At 61.9% G+C, this 16,772-nt stretch carries 16 protein-coding genes; 6 read left to right on the top strand and 10 right to left on the bottom strand.

Annotation, left to right across the window (positions count from 1 at the left end; translation table 11 throughout):
* Positions 1 to 24 precede the first annotated feature (24 nt).
* The gene (locus ACPFMA_RS11405; RefSeq protein ID WP_064303034.1) at positions 25 to 465 is read left to right on the top strand and encodes a PACE efflux transporter; all 441 of its coding nucleotides are present in this window, start codon (positions 25 to 27) and stop codon (positions 463 to 465) included.
* A 120-nt stretch (positions 466 to 585) separates the two neighbouring features.
* On the opposite strand, the gene ACPFMA_RS11410 is transcribed toward ACPFMA_RS11405, so the two are convergent.
* From ACPFMA_RS11410 to ACPFMA_RS11425, 4 genes are all read right to left on the bottom strand, one after another.
* Positions 586 to 1,584 (bottom strand): transketolase family protein, encoded by a 999-nt coding sequence (locus ACPFMA_RS11410; RefSeq protein WP_425930210.1) that lies wholly within the window; start codon positions 1,582 to 1,584, stop codon positions 586 to 588.
* A complete protein-coding gene (locus ACPFMA_RS11415; RefSeq protein WP_425930211.1) occupies positions 1,581 to 2,429 on the bottom strand; it encodes a transketolase in 849 nt (282 codons plus the stop codon). Before ACPFMA_RS11415 ends, ACPFMA_RS11410 begins: the two co-directional genes overlap by 4 nt.
* 18 nt (positions 2,430 to 2,447) lie before the next feature.
* Positions 2,448 to 3,746 (bottom strand): MFS transporter, encoded by a 1,299-nt coding sequence (locus ACPFMA_RS11420; RefSeq protein ID WP_037060767.1) that lies wholly within the window; start codon positions 3,744 to 3,746, stop codon positions 2,448 to 2,450.
* Between the two features lie 69 nt (positions 3,747 to 3,815).
* Positions 3,816 to 4,565 (bottom strand): SDR family NAD(P)-dependent oxidoreductase, encoded by a 750-nt coding sequence (locus tag ACPFMA_RS11425; protein WP_425930212.1) that lies wholly within the window; start codon positions 4,563 to 4,565, stop codon positions 3,816 to 3,818.
* 193 nt (positions 4,566 to 4,758) lie between these two features.
* Here ACPFMA_RS11425 and ACPFMA_RS11430 point away from each other — a divergent pair, with 193 nt between their 5' ends.
* The gene (locus ACPFMA_RS11430; protein WP_009401471.1) at positions 4,759 to 5,679 is read left to right on the top strand and encodes a LysR substrate-binding domain-containing protein; all 921 of its coding nucleotides are present in this window, start codon (positions 4,759 to 4,761) and stop codon (positions 5,677 to 5,679) included.
* A gap of 46 nt (positions 5,680 to 5,725) precedes the next feature.
* Here the strand turns inward: ACPFMA_RS11430 and ACPFMA_RS11435 are convergent, their stop codons facing one another.
* The 3 genes from ACPFMA_RS11435 to ACPFMA_RS11445 form a co-directional block, all read right to left on the bottom strand.
* Positions 5,726 to 6,973: an OprD family porin gene (locus ACPFMA_RS11435; RefSeq protein WP_081263170.1), complete on the bottom strand. Its 1,248-nt coding sequence runs from the start codon at positions 6,971 to 6,973 to the stop codon at positions 5,726 to 5,728.
* Positions 6,974 to 7,089: 116 nt separating this feature from the next.
* A complete protein-coding gene (locus tag ACPFMA_RS11440) occupies positions 7,090 to 8,376 on the bottom strand; it encodes a CitMHS family transporter (RefSeq protein WP_420057274.1) in 1,287 nt (428 codons plus the stop codon).
* A 105-nt stretch (positions 8,377 to 8,481) separates the two neighbouring features.
* Positions 8,482 to 9,414 carry an SMP-30/gluconolactonase/LRE family protein gene (locus ACPFMA_RS11445; protein WP_425930213.1) on the bottom strand — a complete coding sequence of 311 codons (933 nt, stop codon included), beginning with the start codon at positions 9,412 to 9,414 and terminating at the stop codon, positions 8,482 to 8,484.
* Between the two features lie 389 nt (positions 9,415 to 9,803).
* On the opposite strand from ACPFMA_RS11445, the gene ACPFMA_RS11450 reads away from it, so the two are divergent.
* The 4 genes from ACPFMA_RS11450 to ACPFMA_RS11465 all read left to right on the top strand — a co-directional run bounded on the left by ACPFMA_RS11450 (position 9,804) and on the right by ACPFMA_RS11465 (position 14,229).
* Positions 9,804 to 10,745 (top strand): hydroxymethylglutaryl-CoA lyase, encoded by a 942-nt coding sequence (locus ACPFMA_RS11450; RefSeq protein ID WP_425930214.1) that lies wholly within the window; start codon positions 9,804 to 9,806, stop codon positions 10,743 to 10,745.
* On the top strand, positions 10,742 to 11,944 hold the full coding sequence (locus ACPFMA_RS11455; RefSeq protein WP_425930215.1) for a CaiB/BaiF CoA transferase family protein: 1,203 nt from the start codon (positions 10,742 to 10,744) through the stop codon (positions 11,942 to 11,944). The genes ACPFMA_RS11450 and ACPFMA_RS11455 overlap by 4 nt, the downstream gene beginning before the upstream one ends.
* On the top strand, positions 11,941 to 13,329 hold the full coding sequence (locus ACPFMA_RS11460; RefSeq protein ID WP_425930216.1) for an MFS transporter: 1,389 nt from the start codon (positions 11,941 to 11,943) through the stop codon (positions 13,327 to 13,329). Before ACPFMA_RS11455 ends, ACPFMA_RS11460 begins: the two co-directional genes overlap by 4 nt.
* A 135-nt stretch (positions 13,330 to 13,464) precedes the next feature.
* Positions 13,465 to 14,229 (top strand): IclR family transcriptional regulator, encoded by a 765-nt coding sequence (locus tag ACPFMA_RS11465; protein ID WP_425930217.1) that lies wholly within the window; start codon positions 13,465 to 13,467, stop codon positions 14,227 to 14,229.
* Positions 14,230 to 14,351: 122 nt separating this feature from the next.
* Here ACPFMA_RS11465 and fdhE read toward each other — a convergent pair whose 3' ends face one another.
* From fdhE to fdxH, 3 genes are read right to left on the bottom strand one after another with little or no spacing between them, the layout of a single operon-like run.
* Positions 14,352 to 15,242: a formate dehydrogenase accessory protein FdhE gene (gene fdhE, locus ACPFMA_RS11470; protein ID WP_425930218.1), complete on the bottom strand. Its 891-nt coding sequence runs from the start codon at positions 15,240 to 15,242 to the stop codon at positions 14,352 to 14,354.
* Positions 15,239 to 15,880, bottom strand: a complete 642-nt coding sequence (locus tag ACPFMA_RS11475; protein WP_420057282.1) for a formate dehydrogenase subunit gamma — start codon at positions 15,878 to 15,880, stop codon at positions 15,239 to 15,241. The genes fdhE and ACPFMA_RS11475 overlap by 4 nt, the downstream gene beginning before the upstream one ends.
* Complete coding sequence (gene fdxH, locus ACPFMA_RS11480) at positions 15,877 to 16,770, bottom strand: formate dehydrogenase subunit beta (protein ID WP_420057283.1); 894 nt, start codon at positions 16,768 to 16,770, stop codon at positions 15,877 to 15,879. Before fdxH ends, ACPFMA_RS11475 begins: the two co-directional genes overlap by 4 nt.
* Positions 16,771 to 16,772 lie beyond the last annotated feature (2 nt).

Consider the following 16,772-nt stretch of genomic DNA (forward strand, 5'->3'; position numbering starts at 1 on the left):
ATTACCCGATCTTCGGAGTACACCATGCAAGGCCCTTCCAGAAAAATCCTTCAAGCCGTCCTCTATGAATCCATCGCCATTACGGTGCTGTCGCCCAGTATCGCGTTTATATACGGCAACGGTCTGGCTCATGCGGGTGCGCTGTCGGTGATGTTGTCTGCAAGCGCGCTGCTGTGGAACGTGCTGTACAACTCCATGTTTGAGTGGTGGGAAGCGCGTCAACCGCAGCGTGCTCGCACATTGGGCAGGCGTTTGCTCCACTCGCTGGGTTTCGAGGGAGGGCTGGTCGTGTTGTTGGTGCCACTGGTGGCATGGTGGCTGGGGATTTCCTGGTGGGCCGCACTGGTCACCGATATGGGCTTGTTCGTGTTCTTCTTCTTTTACTCGCTGGCGTTTCAGTGGGTCTTCGACCGCGTTTTTGATCTACCGGAGTCCGCGAAGGAAGGGGCTTCGGTTAATCCATGATGTTCTGCGGCTGGGCAGCGGCCTTGAACCCTCAGCGCTACCGTTGAAACAAACAAAAGCCCGATGCACTGCATCGGGCCTTGGATTGAACCGCTGTCAAACTGTTCCAGAACCCAGCATTTACAGCCAGGCCTTGATTTGCGCAGCCACTGCCTGGGTCGAGATGCCGTAGCGGTCGTGCAGTGTCGGAAGCGCCCCGGCATCCAGGAAGGCGTCGGGCAGGGCGATCTGGCGGAAGGTCGGGGTGACACCATTACGCAGCAGCACACCCGCTACGGCTTCCCCGAGGCCGCCGATGATCGAGTGGTTTTCCGCGGTAACCACCAGCCGTCCGGGTTTACGCGCTTCAGCCAGGATGGTTTGCTCGTCGAGCGGCTTGATGGTTGGCACGTGCAGTACCGATACATCGACGCCGTCCTTGTGCAATTGCTCGGCCGCCTCCAGGGCGCGCATCGTCATCAGGCCGCTGGAAACCAGCAGAACGTCTCGACCACCGCGCAGCACCTGGGCTTTGCCAATCTGGAAGCGGTAATCATAGCGATCCAGCACCAAGGGCACGTTGCCGCGCAGCAGGCGCATATAGACAGGCCCTGGGTGGGCTGCGATGGCCGGCACGGCCTGTTCGATTTCCAGCGCGTCGCAGGGGTCGACGATCATCAGGTTGGGCATGGCGCGGAAGATGGCCAGGTCATCCGTGGCCTGATGGCTCGGGCCATAGCCAGTGGTCAGGCCAGGCAAGCCACAGACGATTTTCACGTTCAGGTTTTCTTCGGCGATCGCCATGCAGATGAAGTCATAGGCACGGCGCGAGGCGAACACGGCGTAGGTGGTGGCGAACGGGGTGAAACCTTCGCGCGCCATGCCGGCAGCAGCACTCATCAACAGTTGCTCGGCCATCCCCATCTGGTAGAAACGCTCGGGGTGCGCCTTGGCGAAGATGTGCAGGTCGGTGTATTTGGACAGGTCGGCACTCAAGCCGACGATGTCTTTCCGCTGTTCCGCCAACGCGGCCAACGCGTGGCCAAAGGGCGCCGGTTTCGTGGGTTGGCCTTCGGCGGCGATGGACGCGATCATGGCCGACGTCGTTAGGCGTTTCTTTGCGGCGATTTCAGTGCTCATGCTTGGCTCCCGGCGTCGAGGGCTTCCAGGGCGAGTGCCCATTCGTTTTCGTCGACCCGAATGAAGTGGGTCTTGTCGCGGTTCTCGAGGAAAGGCACGCCTTTGCCCATGCGGGTGTCGCAGATGATCACCCGAGGTTGCGCGGCCTGATGCGCGCGCGCCTGGTCGAACGCGGTGACGAGCTGTTCCAGGCTGTTTCCGTTGACCCGCTGCACATACCAGCCGAAGGACGCCCAGCGCTCCACTATCGGCTCGAAACCCAGCACTTCGCTGGAGTGCCCGTCCGCCTGCTGGTTGTTCACGTCGACGATGGCGATAAGGTTGTCCAGTTTCCAGTGACTGGCCGACATCACCGCCTCCCAGGTCGAGCCTTCGTTGAGTTCGCCGTCCGACAGCAGGTTGTAGACCCAGCTGGAGGACCCCTTGAGCTTCAGGCCCAGGCATGCGCCTACGGCGATGCCCAGTCCATGGCCCAGCGAGCCGCCGGTGATTTCCATGCCGGGGGTGTACGCAGCCATCCCGGACATCGGCAGGCGGCTGTCATCGCTGCCATAGGTTTCCAGCTCTTCTTCCGGAATCACGCCGGCTTCGATCAGGGCTGCGTAGAGGGCGATGGCATAGTGGCCGATGGAAAGATAGAAACGGTCCCTGTCTTCCCAGTCCGGATCCGCTGGATCCAGGCGCAGCGCGTGGAAATACGACACGGCCAGCAGGTCGGCGGCACCGAGTGCCTGGCCGACATAGCCCTGGCCCTGGACTTGACCCATGCGCAGGGCATGGCGGCGAATATTGCGGGCGCGCGCTGCCAGCGACGGCGCCTCGTTATGCGTAGGCACAGCAGTCATGCAAGACTCCTTGTTGAATCAACGATTGACCAGGTTTGCGGGAACCCGGGACACCAGGAAGGCGCCAAACACCAGCACTGCGGTGATCAGGTACATCCCCACGGCATTGCTGCCCAGGGTGGTGGTTACCCAGCCGATCAGGTAGGGCGAGCAGAAACCTGCGAGGTTGGCGAAGCTGTTCACGGCTGCGATGCCCGCCGCGGCCGATACGCCGCCCAGCAGCGTGGTCGGCAGCATCCAGAAGAGTGACGAGGCCGAGAGAATGCCTGCCGCAGCCAGGCACAGGCTGAGGATCGACAGCGTCAGGCTGCTGCTCAGCGCTGCAGCGAGGCTCAGGCCCAGTGCACCGAACAGCATCGGAATCGCCAGGTGCCAGCGCCGCTCGCGGTGACGGTCGCCGCTTCGACCGGCAAGCAGCATTGCAACGATTGCGGTCATATACGGGACGCTGGTCAGCAGACCGATGTGCAGCGGTTCGCTTACACCGGCGTTACGCACCAGGGTGGGGAGCCAGAAGGTGATTGCGTACTGGCCCATTACCACGCAGAAATAGATTCCGGCCAGCAGCCACAGGCGGCGATCCTTGATGAAGTCGCCGATGGAGCCATGCTTGACCTTGTGTTGCTCGTCCTCGGCCAGCTCCTGGCGGACCAGGGCCTTTTCTTCGTCCGTGAGCCAGTTGGCCTGGTCGACGCCATCCTTCAGATAGCTGAGCACCAGAATGCCCACCACAACGGTCGGAATGGCCTCGAGCACGAACATCCACTGCCAGCCCGTCCAGCCATGAACGCCGGCGAAACGCTCCATGATCCAGCCCGACAGGGGGCCTCCGATCATCCCCGACAGCGGGATGGCAATGAACCACAGCGCGGTCATTTTGGCGCGGCGGTAGGAGGGGAACCAATAAGTGAGATACAGCAGCAGGCCGGGGGCCAGGCCGGCCTCGGCGACGCCCAGCAGGAAGCGCAGCGCATAGAACTGCCAGGCGGTTTCGACGAAGGCGAACAGCGCCGAGATGATGCCCCAGGTAATCATGATCCTGGCGATCCAGCGGCGGGCCCCGACCTTGTGCAGGATGATGTTGCTGGGCACTTCGCAGAGGAAGTAGCCGATGAAGAACATGCCGGCGCCGAGTCCGTATACAGCCTCGGACAGCGCAAGGTCATCCATCATCTGCAGCTTTGCGAACCCGACGTTGACCCGGTCCAGGTAGGCACAGAGGTAGCAGAGCATCAGGAAGGGCATCAGGCGCCAGGCAGTCTTGCGGTACGCGCTGCTGCGGGCAGCCGAAAGCGCATCCATCGTTAAGGTAGTCATGTCGATCTGATCTCTTGTTGTTATTGAGAGCCCGGCTTGGCCGGGCCCGGATACAGAGCGCAATCGAAATCAGTGGATCAGCATTCCACCGTTCACGTCCAGGGTGACACCGGTCAGGTAGCTGGACAGGTCACTGGCCAGGAACAGGGCAGCGTTGGCCACGTCGCGAGCTTCACCGAGCCGCCCCAGGGGAATGCCTTCGATGATTGCGTGACGTCGCTCATCCTGCATCAGCCCGCCAGTGATATCGGTATGGATCAGCCCTGGGGTAATGGCGTTGACCCGGACATTGTGCGGGCCCAGCTCCCGTGCCATGGCCTTGCCGAGGCCCAGCACGCCGGCCTTGGCAGCGCTGTAATGAGGGCCGCCGAAGATGCCGCCTCCACGTTGCGCAGAAACGGAGGACATGCAGATGATGCTGCCGGCGCCTTGGTTACGCATGCCTGGAATGACCGCCTGGGACATCAGCAGCGTGCCACGCAGGTTTACGTTGAGGATCCGGTCGTAGTCCGCACCGGTAATCTCCAGCGTCTTGACCGGCTGGGTAATGCCGGCGTTGTTGACCAGAACGTCGATGCGGCCGAAGCGCGCCAGCACCTCGGCCACGGCGTCACGAACCTGGGCTTCGTCGGCAACGTTGGCGCCCAGGCCAAGATGACCCTCGCCCAGGGTCGCAGCTGCTTCGGCTGCGGCGTTCGCATCGAGATCGAAAATCGCCACCTTGGCGCCATGGTCTGCGAACAGCTGCGCGGTGGCGCGGCCGATGCCTCGTGCAGAGGCGGCGCCGGTGACGATTGCGATTTTGCCAGTGAGTAGCATGAAGAGTGCTCCGATTGATTGTTGTTGTGAGCGGCAGTTCCACGGGAACCGATGGCGTCAGAATCAACCCGGGGTGCGTGACGAGCAACGCAGCGCCATTCAACTAATGCTGAAAAAAATTCAGGGGCGGGCAGGAGATTTTTTTTCGGTTTCCGATAGCATTGCGTGCAATCCGCAGAAATCGGGGCTTGCAATGATCGGCGACTCGAACAGGAAAATGCAGCAGATACCGCCGCTGAAATCGATTCAGGCCTTCGAGCAGGTGGCGCGGTTTGGAAACGTGGCCAAGGCGGCCGAACAGTTGAACCTGACCCCTTCGGCGGTCAGCCACCAGATTGCGAATCTGGAAGCGCTGATTGGCCGTGCCCTGTTTGTCAGGGAAGCCCGCGGCATGTCCCTGACGCCCGCTGGCGAGCAGTACCAACGGGAGATCTCCGGAATCCTGCAGAGCCTGGCGCTGGCCACCGAGCGGGCGGGGAGTGCCGTGGGCTTCGATTGCCTGCGACTGCATGCGGCGCCCAGCTTCGGTCTGCTCTGGCTGCTGCCGCGCCTTGATCACTTTCGCAGCTGTCATCCGGAGATTCAGATCAACCTGTCGTGTTCCTATGAAACACTCCATTTCGGCCGCCATCAGATCGATGTGGACATCCGCCACGGCTACCCTGACTGGCCAAGCCTGGAGGTGCGCACCATCCGTCACGAGCGTGCCACGGTGCTCGCGTCCCCCAGCCTTCTTGAGCGCATTCCCGTCAGCCAACCCAGCGATCTGCTCGGGCAGAACCTTATCCTCTCCGAAGCGGCATTGGTGCAGTGGCCGCAGTGGTTCGCCCAGCAGGGCGTGGCGCTTCCGCAAGCCCCGTTCGCGCTGGGCTTCGACCGCTCGTACATGAGCCTGGAGGCCGCCAGGCATGGCTTCGGTTTTGCCCTGGAAAGCTCGTTGCTGTCCCAGGACTATGTCAAACGCGGCGACCTGGTGCCGGTATTTCCCGCCGAGTTGTCCACCCCCGTAAGCGCGCACCACCTGGTGTTCCCCAGGGGGCACGCGGAGATGTCCAGGGTGCGGCACTTCCTGGAGTGGGTGCAGGGTCAGTTAGGGCATGTGTTCAATTACTGAGCTTGCACTCAGGGCGAATGTGAACGCCGCGGAAGCTTGCGCAGGTCTACAGCAATGGAATGCTGTAGCTGATGATGAGGCGGTTTTCGTCCGCGCCCCTGGCGAAGTCCGAGCGATAGCTTGCATTGCGCCAGCGGATCCCCAGGTTCTTGAGCGGGCCGCTGGGGAACAGGTACTGCAGCTCGGTGTTTCGCTCCCACTCGTTGCCGCTGGCATTGCCAGCGAGCTCGACGTCCTGGCCTTTCACGTAGCGCGACATGAAGGTGAGGCCCGGCAGCCCCACCGTGGCGAAATTGAAGTCATATCGAAGCTGCCATGATTTTTCCTTGGCGCCGGCAAAGTCGTTGATCTGGACGAAATTGATCAAGTAGGGGTCGGTGCCATCGATGTAGGGGAAGGCTGTGTCCCCGGACATCTGTTGATAGCCAACGCCGAAGCCGTGGCCCTTGAGGCTGTAGGTGAGCATGCCGTTGGCCGAGCGGTTGTCGATTTTTCCTGCCGCCGCGTTGCCGCTGTCTCTGCTGACAGCCAGTCGCAGGTCTGCCTTCAACTGCCCTGCAGGCAATGCAACAGACCCGACAAGTCCGAAGAAGTGCTGGGTATAGACGTCTTCGAGTTCGCCGTACTGATACGAACCCACCAGGTTTTTCGAGAAGCTGTAGTCGAAGCCGGCCAGGTCGAAACGGTCTGCGCCGATACCGGCCTGGAAGCGGCGGTTCTTGTTGTTCAGCATCAGGTCCTGGGCGGCAGTCTGGTCGCGGTCGGTAACTTTCGTGAGGCGACCCGCCACGATATCGAGGGCATCGATTTCTCCGATGCTCAGCAGCCCACCCCTGAAGGTCTGCGGGAAGATTCGCCCGTTGTTGGCTTTAACGGTGGGCATGTCGGGGATCAGCGTTCCTGCTTCGAGCAGGCTTTTCGAGAACCGAGCCTTTGCCGTCAAACCTAGCTTGGAGTATTCGTCCGGTGCCCTGCCATCATCATGCACGGGGAGAAGCCCGGTACCTGTGCGGTCGGGGCTGGAGTCCAGCTTGATACCGAGCATGCCGATGGCGTCCACGCCAAAACCAACGGGGCCGGGCGTGAAGCCCGACTTTGCGTCGAGAATGAAGCCCTGGGCCCATTCGTCACGCTTGTTCTGGCCAGTACCGTCCCGAAAGTCCCTGTTCAAATAGAAATTCTTCGTTTGCAGGGAGATTTTGGAGTCCTCGACGAAGCCCTCCGCCAGTGCGGGAGTGGCAAGATTGCCAAGGCCGAGCAAGGTGCAGACCGGGATTGCGTTATGTGCCTTCATGTTTACTCCAGGCGTTGCCTGCGCGCTCAGCAGATGAGCACGCAGGAAGCAGCCATTGTTTTTGTGGGTTGGAGTTACGCGGTGTTGCTACTGGGTTGGCCGTTCGAAGAAAGGCCTCAATTGAAAACGTCGATGGTGCCGAGCGCGATGGCCGCCACGAACATCACCAGGCATGTACCGATGCTCCAGCCGATGGAGGCTCGCTGGTTGTCCCCGTAGTCCAGGTCGAGCAGGCCACAGAGAAGGTAGGTGGAGGCCACCAATGGGCTGAGCAGGTGTACCGGCTGTCCGATCAAGCCGGCGATGGCCATTTCCTTCGCGCCAATGCCGTAATGGCTGGCGGTCTCGGCCAGGATCGGCAGGATCCCGAAGTAGAACGCGTCGTTGGTCAGCACGTAGGTGAAAGGCATGCTGAGGAACGCCGTGATCACCGACATGAAATGGCCGGCAGACTCGGGGATCACATGGATCAGGCTTTCCGAGATCGCCTTGATCATCCCGGTGCCGGACATGATTCCGACGAAGATGCCGGCGGCGAAGATCAGCAGGGTGACCGCCATCACGTTGTCGGCGTATTTGCCGATGACTTCCTTCTGCGCCTTCACGCTCGGGAAGTTCACCAGGACGCCCAGGCCGAAGGCGAGCATGAACAGGATTGGAAGGGGCATGATGCTGAGCATCATCAGGGTGATCAGGGTGATGGTGAGGACCGCGTTGAACAGGAAGCGCCAGTCTGTCAGCCTGAATTCGGTGAAATGGCTCATCACTTCATCGTGATCAAGCTCCACGACACCCAGGCGACGGCGCTCCCTGCTGCCCAGGTAGAACGCCGCGAAAATCACCCAGCCTGCGCCCGCGATCATCAGCGGCAGCATTTCCAGGAACAGCTCGGTAATGTCCACGTGCATGGCGCTCGCCGCACGTGAGAAGGGCCCCGCCCAAGGCAGGATGTTCATCACCCCGTTGGTCAGCAACAGAACAGTGGCCAGCACCTGGAGGCTCATCCCGGTGCGCCGGTACAGTGGAAGCAGTGCAGCGGTGGTGATGATGTAGGTCGTGGCGCCATCGCCATCCAGGCCTACGCAGATGCCCAGGATGGCCGTGCCGATGACGATCTTCAGCGGGTCGCCTTTCACGCACTTGAGGATCAGCTTGATCAGCGGGTTGAACAAGCCTGCGTCGGTCATCATGCAGAAGTACAGAATCGCGAAGGTCAGCATGATCCCCGTCGGGGCCAGCATCTTCACGCCATCGAACATCATGGGGCCGAGCTGGGTTGCGAACCCGCCGAGGCTTGCGAATGCAACCGGCACCAGGATCAGGGCAACCAGCGGTGACAGGCGTTTGCTCATGACGAGGTACATGAAGCAGACGATCATTGTGTAGCTCAAGAGAGTGAGCATGCTGTCCTCTTATTATCTGTTTTGTATGAGTAATAACCTTCGCTGGCCGTTTTCGGGCCAGGCAGGGCCCGTGCGCCATGTGCACAGGGCCGTACCACGAAGTCGTTAGGCTGGGGCGTGCGAGAACATCCGCTTGCCCGGGTGGCCGGGGTCGGCCTTCAGGATGTGTCCTGTCGACGAGTCGGTGATGAACAGGCTGCGATTGGCGTCTCCACCAAAGGCCAGGTTGGTGAGCGTGCGGCCTTCGGTGCAGGACCTGAATCGATAGAGCGGCACGGCGTGGGCGTCGAATGCCCACACGCAGCCGTTGCCTGCATCGCAGACATACAGGTTGCCCGACTCATCCAGGGCCATGCCGTCGGCGCCACTCACGCCTCCGGCCATGGCGGTGAAGACACCCACCTTGGATGTTGTGCCATCGGCTTGCAGGGGAAGTCGCCATACGGCATTTCCGCGGGTCATCGCCACCAGCAGCGCCTTTTCCTGGAGATCCATGACCAGGCCGTTAGGGCTGGGGCCGTTGTCCAGCAAGCAATCCAGGCGTTGCTGCTCCAGGTCGTAGCGGAAAACCCGGCCGGATGGATCGTGCATGCCGGTCTGGCCTTGATCGGTGAAGAACAGGTGCCCCTGGCGGTCAAAGAACAGATCGTTCACACCCTTGAAGCTTTCGCTGCGGCGATGCGTCAGGAAGGGCTCGAGGCGTTTGCTGATCGGGTCGAGAACGAGGATCCCGTGCTTGTAGTCGGCAATGAAGACGCGCCCGTCACGATGGATTTTCAGGCCGTTCGGCCAGCCGTCGTATTCAACGACCAGGTCCCAGTCTCCCTGTGCAGAGATGCGAAAGATCCGGCCGTACGGGATATCAGTGACATAGAGATTGCCGGCCTGGTCGAAGGATGGCCCCTCCAGGAAGCTCGTAACCTGCTGGCCTGGTTTGTTGGCTCGGACCCAGTCGGAGTCCCCATCACGCCAGAATTCTCTTGGCAGCCTGCTGAAGACTTCTGTTGGGCGTTCTTCGGGAGGGGCGTACAGGCTCATGGCAAATCTCCATGTGAAAACAGACACACGACGCTGAGGCTCAAACGGCAGGGTCTGGGCCAATCTCATCAGTGTACGTTGCCTGGGCTATCTTGTTGTTTCGAGCATTGTTCTATCAGGTAGAACATAGTTGCTCTTGGTAGAACACTTTCCAAGCTATTTTTCCCTCTGTCAAGTCTCACTCGAGACCTGTCCAGCCATTCAAAACTCAAACCATGGGCAACTGCTTCCGTTCATCGTTGGCCTCGTTGACAGCGGTGAAAATGTCGGTAGATACTAAAACAGAACGTAATTCTGCCTGACAGAACAATCATAAAAACAGCGCTTCGCCTCGCAGCTGCACTGCATGAATGTTCGGACAGGCTCTCCCCAGCAACAGGAGAACCTCCGTGAAAGAAGCGACAGACATCGACATCCTTGTCAGCGAAGTCGGGCCCAGGGATGGCTTGCAGAGCGTCAAGGCCTGCATGCCCACCGACCTGAAGCTGGAGTGGATTTCGGCACTGGCCAAGGCTGGCTTGAAAGAGATCGAGGTCGGCTCGTTCGTATCGGCGAAACTGCTGCCGCAGATGGCCGATGCCGCCCAGGTCGTCGCCCATGCCCTGACCCTGCCCGATCTTTTCGTCACGGCACTGGTGCCGAATCTCAAGGGCGCGGAGGCCGCATTCAACGCTGGTGTGCACAAGATCACCTTGCCCATCTCGGTGAGCGAGCAGCACTCGGTCTCGAACATCCGCAAGACCCACGCCCAGGTTTTCGCCGAAGTCCAGGCGGTGGTTGCCTTGCGCAACGAGCGCTTCCCGAACGTCCAGATCGAAGCCGGCCTTTCCACCGCCTTCGGTTGCACGCTGCAAGGCGTGGTAACCGACGACGAGACGATGGCGATTGCCGTGAAGATGGCGGAGCTGGGGGTAGACGAGGTGGGGCTTTCCGACACGGTCGGCTACGCCAACCCCACTCAGGTTCGTCGATTGTTCATCCGTCTGTTCCGGGAGCTCGGCGCCCTCGCAGGCAGTGCTCACTTTCACAACACCCGCGGCCAGGGCCTGGCCAACGTCGTCGCTGCATTGGAGGCCGGGGTGAAGACCTTCGACGGCTCGCAGGGCGGTCTGGGCGGCTGTCCGTACGCGCCCGGGGCTTCGGGCAACATCGTCACCGAAGACCTGGTGTATCTCCTGGAATCCATGGGGCTGAAGACCGGCGTCGACCTCGATCGCCTGGTCGCTGCGCGTGAAGTGCTTCGCCGTGGGCTGCCCGGTGAACCCCTGTACGGTTTCATCCCCGATGCCGGGGTCGGCAAGAATTTCACCTATGCGAAGGAGGCCGTATGAGCCAGCACGAAGGGAAGCCTCTGCCTCTTGCAGGCATTCGCGTAGTCGAGTTCGTCCACATGGTGATGGGCCCGACCTGCGGCTTGCTGCTTGCGGATCTCGGGGCCGAGGTCATCAAGGTGGAACCCGTGCCGGAGGGCGACAACACTCGCCGTCTCATGGGCTCCGGCGCCGGCTACTGGATGACCTACAACCGCAACAAGAAGAGCTTTGCGGTGGACATCAAGTCGGAGGAGGGCATGGCCGCGGTGAAGAAACTGCTCGCCACGGCCGATGTCGTCACCGAGAACTTCCGCCCCGGCGCGATGGAGAAACTGGGCCTGGGCTACGAGCAGGTCAAGGCCATCAAGGCGGACATCATCTACAGCTCGATGAAGGGCTTCCTGCCTGGCCCTTATGAGAAGCGCACGGCACTGGACGAGGTCGTGCAGATGATGACCGGCCTGGCCTACATGACCGGGCCCGTGGGGCGCCCGCTGCGGGCAGGCGCCTCCGTCAACGATGTGATGGGCGGCATGTTCAGCGCGGTCTCGATTCTCGCTGCGCTGCTGCAGCGCAAGGAGACCGGTCGTGGCCAGTTCGTGCAGACCGGCCTGTTTGAAAACTCGGCGTTCCTGGTTGCCCAGCACATGATGCAGAAAGTCGTGACCGGCAAGGCGGCGGCGCCTATGCCGAGCCGGATTTCAGCCTGGGCCATCTACGACGTGTTCGAGACTGCCGAGGAAGGTGAGCAGGTCTTCATGGGCGTTGTCAGCGATAGCCAATGGGTCTCCTTCTGCCAGGCGTTCGACTTCGCCGAACTTGGCGCAGACCCTGGGCTGAGCCGGAACAACCAGCGCGTACAGGCCCGCGACCGAATCATCCCGATGGTGCGGGAGCGCCTGTCTGGCATGGACAAGCAGACCGTCATGGCGCTGTGTGAAGACGCCGGCTTGCCGTTCTCCCCGATCCAGCGACCCGAGGACATGTTCGAAGACGAGCACCTCAACCGATCCGGCGGCATGGCCGAGCTGACGCTGCCTGGCGGCGAGCAGGTCAAGGTACCGATGCTGCCCTTCGAGATGGACGGTCAGCGCTTTGGTGCCCGATTGAACGTACCGGACCTGGGCAGCCACTCCAGGGAGCTTCTTGCCCAGCTGGGCTATGGCGACGACGAGATCACCCGGCTCGCGTCCAGCGGAACGATCAAGACCGCTTGATCGGCTCGAATGCGGGCCGCCTCACCAACCACGGTATTCATAACAACAAAACCGAGGATACAGTCATGGCTAACGTCACGACCCCGGATACCCCTTTGTCCATGCCGCAGCCTGAAGTCGCGTCGGCGCTACAGCAAAGAGCAATGAAGAAAGCCGCCTGGCGTCTGATCCCGTTGCTTGCCCTGGCCTACTTTTTCAACTACCTGGATCGTACCAGTGTCGGTTACGCCGCCCTGCAGATGACCGACCAGCTCGGGCTCACGGCAGCACAGTTCGGCCTGGGTGCAGGGATCATGTTCGTCGGTTACTGCCTGTGCGAAGTGCCGAGCAACCTTGCCATGTACCGGTTCGGCGCGCGCGTCTGGATGGCCCGCATCATGATTACCTGGGGGCTTGCCGCAGCTGCAACGGCCTTCGTGATCGGCCCCTACAGTTTCTATGTCGTTCGCTTCCTGCTGGGGATTGCCGAGGCGGGCTTCTTCCCCGGCGTGATCTTCTTCCTCACCCTGTGGTTCCCGGTTCAATACCGCACCCGGGTGCTGGCATGGTTCACGGTTGCAACGCCGATCTCGTTCCTCGTCGGCGGCCCGCTTTCCATCTATCTGCTGCAGATGCATGGTGCCTGGGGGCTCGCGGGTTGGCAGTGGATGTTCATCATCGAAGGCTTGCCGGCCTGCGTCCTGGGGCTCATCACCCTGAAGGTGCTTGCCAACCGGCCAAGCGAGGCCAGGTGGCTATCCCAGGAAGAGAAGGACGCCCTTGCCGGCATGCTGGAGAAGGAGAGGGCAAGCACCAGGAAAAGCCACGGTTTCGCCGCGGCACTCAAGGATCCACGCGTCTGGATCCTGAGCTCCATCACCTTCAGCTTCACCATCGGCACCTACGGTATCGGTATCTGGCTGCCGCAGATGCTCAAGGCCCAAGGCGTTGAAATCAGCCTGATTGGCTGGGTTGCAGCCGTACCCTACTTCTTCTCGACCATCGGACTGCTGTTCTGGGCCAGGCATGTCGACCGAAGCGGTCGGGGCATTCTCAACCTTATCATCGCGCTGGTATTGGCCGGCTTGGCGTTGATCTTCGCGGTCAACATGAATGCCCTGGTTCCCGCATTGGCCGGTATCACCCTGGCCCTGGTGGGGACGATCTCGGCGAAGACGATCTTCTACACGCTGCCGGCGAAGTTCCTGACGGGCCAGGCTGCCGCAGGCGGTATCGCTCTTATCAACTCCATTGGCGCATTCGGTGGGTTCGTCGGGCCCTATCTGATGGGGTTCCTAAAGGATTACACGCAGTCCTTCACCGCAGGCCTGATGGTCATGGGGTGCATCCTGTTCTTCGCCGCGCTCATGGCGCTCTCCCTGCGCCTGTTCATGCGCGATGCCTGACCTGCGCTGCCGGTAAAGCAGAACGCTGTTCCGGACAGTGGACTGGCTGCTTTGCACACTCACAGGTAAGGTATCGGTCATCCGCACGGCCCCTTCGAGGGGCCGCTTTTCATGATTGCACCGGGAACACGTCTGATGTCATCGAAAAACGAGCCTGTTGATGCTGCCAAGAACACTGCAGACGGCGGGGTGGCGGCGGTTGATAGAGCCTTTGCGATTCTCGGGGCTTTCGAGCCTGATCGAAGCAGCCTGCCACTGGCCGAGATCGCACGGCGCACCGGCCTGTACAAAAGCACCATCCTGCGGCTCATGAGTTCACTGGAAAGGGCCGGGTTCGTCAGGCGCCTGCCCGACGGGCAGTACGCAGTGGGACATGAGCCCTTGCGCCTGGCGCAGATCTACCAGGCGTCTTTCCGTCTACGCGACACGATCTACCCGGTGCTTGAGGCACTGACCGAAGAGAGCGGAGAGACCTCTTCCTTCTACGTGATCGAGAACGACATCCGGGTGGTGCTCTTTCGGGTCGAGCCCAAGCGCGCAGTGCGCTTCAGCATCCACGAAGGGGATCGCTTCCCGCTGCATGCCGGGGCTTCCGGGAAAATCCTCCGGGCCTTCGGCCCGCCGGCCGATCGCGCTTTGTCCGAAGTACGGGAGCAGTTCTGGGCAACGTCATTCGGTGAGCGCGACCCGGATACATCGTCTATCTCGGCCCCGGTCTTTGGCGTCGGCCATGAGTTCAAGGGCGCGCTGACGCTGTCCGGCCCATCCGAGCGCTTCAACAAGGATCAACTGCAAGCGGCCCGGGTCATGCTGCTCAAGCGCGCCGCCCAGGCAACCAGCCTCCTCGGAGGAAGCAACCAGGAATTACTTGCCGCTTCGCAGAAATACGCGGACGCATAGCACCGTTCTCAAAAGCTCGACGCGTACCCTGTGGGAGCGGGTTTACCCGCGATTACGATGGTGAATTCACTAACGCAATCGCGGGTAAACCCGCTCCCACAGGGTACGCGTCGGGCTTTGGATCACCCCGGAAACAGGAACGGACTGACCCCGCTGCGCCCGAAGCCCTGGCGCTCGACCTCGGCATCCAGCCCCAGTGTCGCCAGGTCGTCCGCCAGCACCTCGAGGCCGCGCTCGTGCTCCGGGTAGAACACCTTCAGGTAACTGCGGCATTCGCCACAGCTTTCTGCCTTCACCGGCGCCTTCGCATCCTCCAGCGACCAGTAATCCAGCCCGCCCGTGGCTTCGCAGTTGCTGCACTTGAGCCGCACCATATGCCAGCGACTTTCGCACAGACCGCAATGCAGGTAGCGCAATCCGGCCTGGGCGCCGGTGAGGATGCTGCTCGCCACCGGTGCGCTGGCGCATACCGGGCAGAACTGCCGCTCTTCACCTTGGGCGATGCCCACCGCGGGCAGGTGCGCCGCCAACTGGCTGAAGTACAACGATAGCGCCGACCAGATGAACAGCGCTTCGCCACTGTGCACCTCATGAAAGTCCCCGCGCAGCAGCGAGTCGGCACAGGCCTCGAGTCGCCAGTCCTCTTCCTGCAGCAGTTCCTCCAGCGCCGGGTGCTCGAGGGTTTCGCCAAGCCCGCGCAGCAGCACCAGCCAGTGCCTGTGCCGCACATGCCGTCGGCAATCCAGCGGCGCGCCATCTGCACCCAGCGATGCCGCCAGCCCGGCGAGCAAGGCCGGGGGCAGGGGCCTGTGCGTGAGCAACAGTTCCTGGCTTTCCACGATCCCGGCGACGAAGCCCAGGTAGTCCGCCATCGGATGCCCGACCGCCAGTTCCCGCAAGCGCGCCGCCCGCCGCGCATGATTGCCCTCGCGCGACGGCAACAACACCGGCGCGATAGCCCCGACCGCCGCCTGCCCGGCCCCCTGCGGCGTCATGCGAATACTGCTGTTCATTTGCTTTTCCCGTCCTGCCGGGCACTGATCTGCCGGTACCAGCGGCCATGGTGGGCCTTGGCCCAACGGTGGCTTACATAGCCGGTGACCATCCCGCGAATCGAGCCTTTGACCCAGAACGCCAGGTACGCATGCCCGATTACCAGCAGGATCAGGGCGACCCCGGCCAGGGCGTGCACCAGCAGGCCGATGCGGATAGCAGGAATGGAAAACAGCGGGGCGAAATAGGGCCGCCAGATCACCACGCCGCTGACCAGCAGCAGGCTGATCAGGCCCATGATTCCCCAGAACATGACCTTCTGCCCGGCGTTGTACTTGCCGATCTGCAGCGCCGGGTCATGCTTGCCGGCGAGCACGCCGGGGAGGTTCCTGAACCAGAGGCGGTCCTGCGGCTCCGGCAGGTTGTAGCGCACGAAGCGGATGAACAGGAACATCAGCAGCAGGAACACCACCACGCCGAAGAACGGGTGGAGGATGCGGGCCATCTGCGGTGTGCCGAAGACGCCATTGAGACCGTTGAGCGAGGGGAAGAACCACGACAGCCCCGACAGCGCGACGGCCAGGAAGCAGATCACCATCAGCCAGTGGCTGGCGCGCTCGATGAAGCGCGTGCGCAGGATCATCCTGTCCTTGTTCATGCGTGGGTCTCCTCGTCGTTTTTCTCGTCCTCGTCCACTTCGTTCGGCCCGACGCCGACGTAGTGGAACATCGTTCCCGCCAGGGTGGCGAAGAAGGCCACCGCCGCCGCAGGCTTGAGCCAGCCTTTCCAGCCCTGCACCGCACTGCTGATGCGCGGGTCGGTGGGCAGCTTGTGGTACAGGTGCGGCTTGTCGGCGTGCTGCAGCACGTACATCACATGGGTGCCGCCGACGCCTTGCGGGTCATACAGGCCGGCTCCGGCGAAACCGCGGCCCTTGAGCTCCTGGACGCGCCCGGCCGCCAGGTGCTGCATCTCGCTCTTGGCGCCGAAGTTGATCGCGCCGGTGGGGCAGGTCTTGACGCAGGCCGGCTCCTGGCCGACGGCTACGCGATCGACGCAAAGCGTGCATTTGTACGCCTTGTTGTCTTTCTGGCTGATCCGCGGCACGTCGAACGGACAGCCGGCGATGCAGTAGCCGCAGCCGATGCAGTGCTCGGACTGGAAATCGACGATGCCGTTGGCGTACTGGATGATCGCGCCCGGCTGCGGGCAGGCCTTGAGGCAGCCCGGGTCGGCACAGTGCATGCAGCCATCCTTGCGGATCAGCCATTCGAGGCGGCCGCTTTCGTTCTGCACTTCGTCGAAGCGCATCAGCGTCCAGGTTTCTGCCGACAGGTCGGCAGGGTTGTCGTAGACGCCGACGTTGTGGCCGACCTCGTCGCGCAGGTCGTTCCATTCGTTGCACGCTACCTGGCAGGCCTTGCAGCCGATGCAGATGCTCACGTCGATCAGCTTGGCGACCTCGGCCTGGTGGTTGCGTGCTTGCGGCGGCGGGGTCAGCGAGCTGGTGGCCGAGCGTTTGATGATGTCCTGGGATTGGTATGACATGA

Source organism: Pseudomonas sp. NyZ201 (genome assembly GCF_049860765.1).
GTDB lineage: Bacteria > Pseudomonadota > Gammaproteobacteria > Pseudomonadales > Pseudomonadaceae > Aquipseudomonas > Aquipseudomonas bharatica.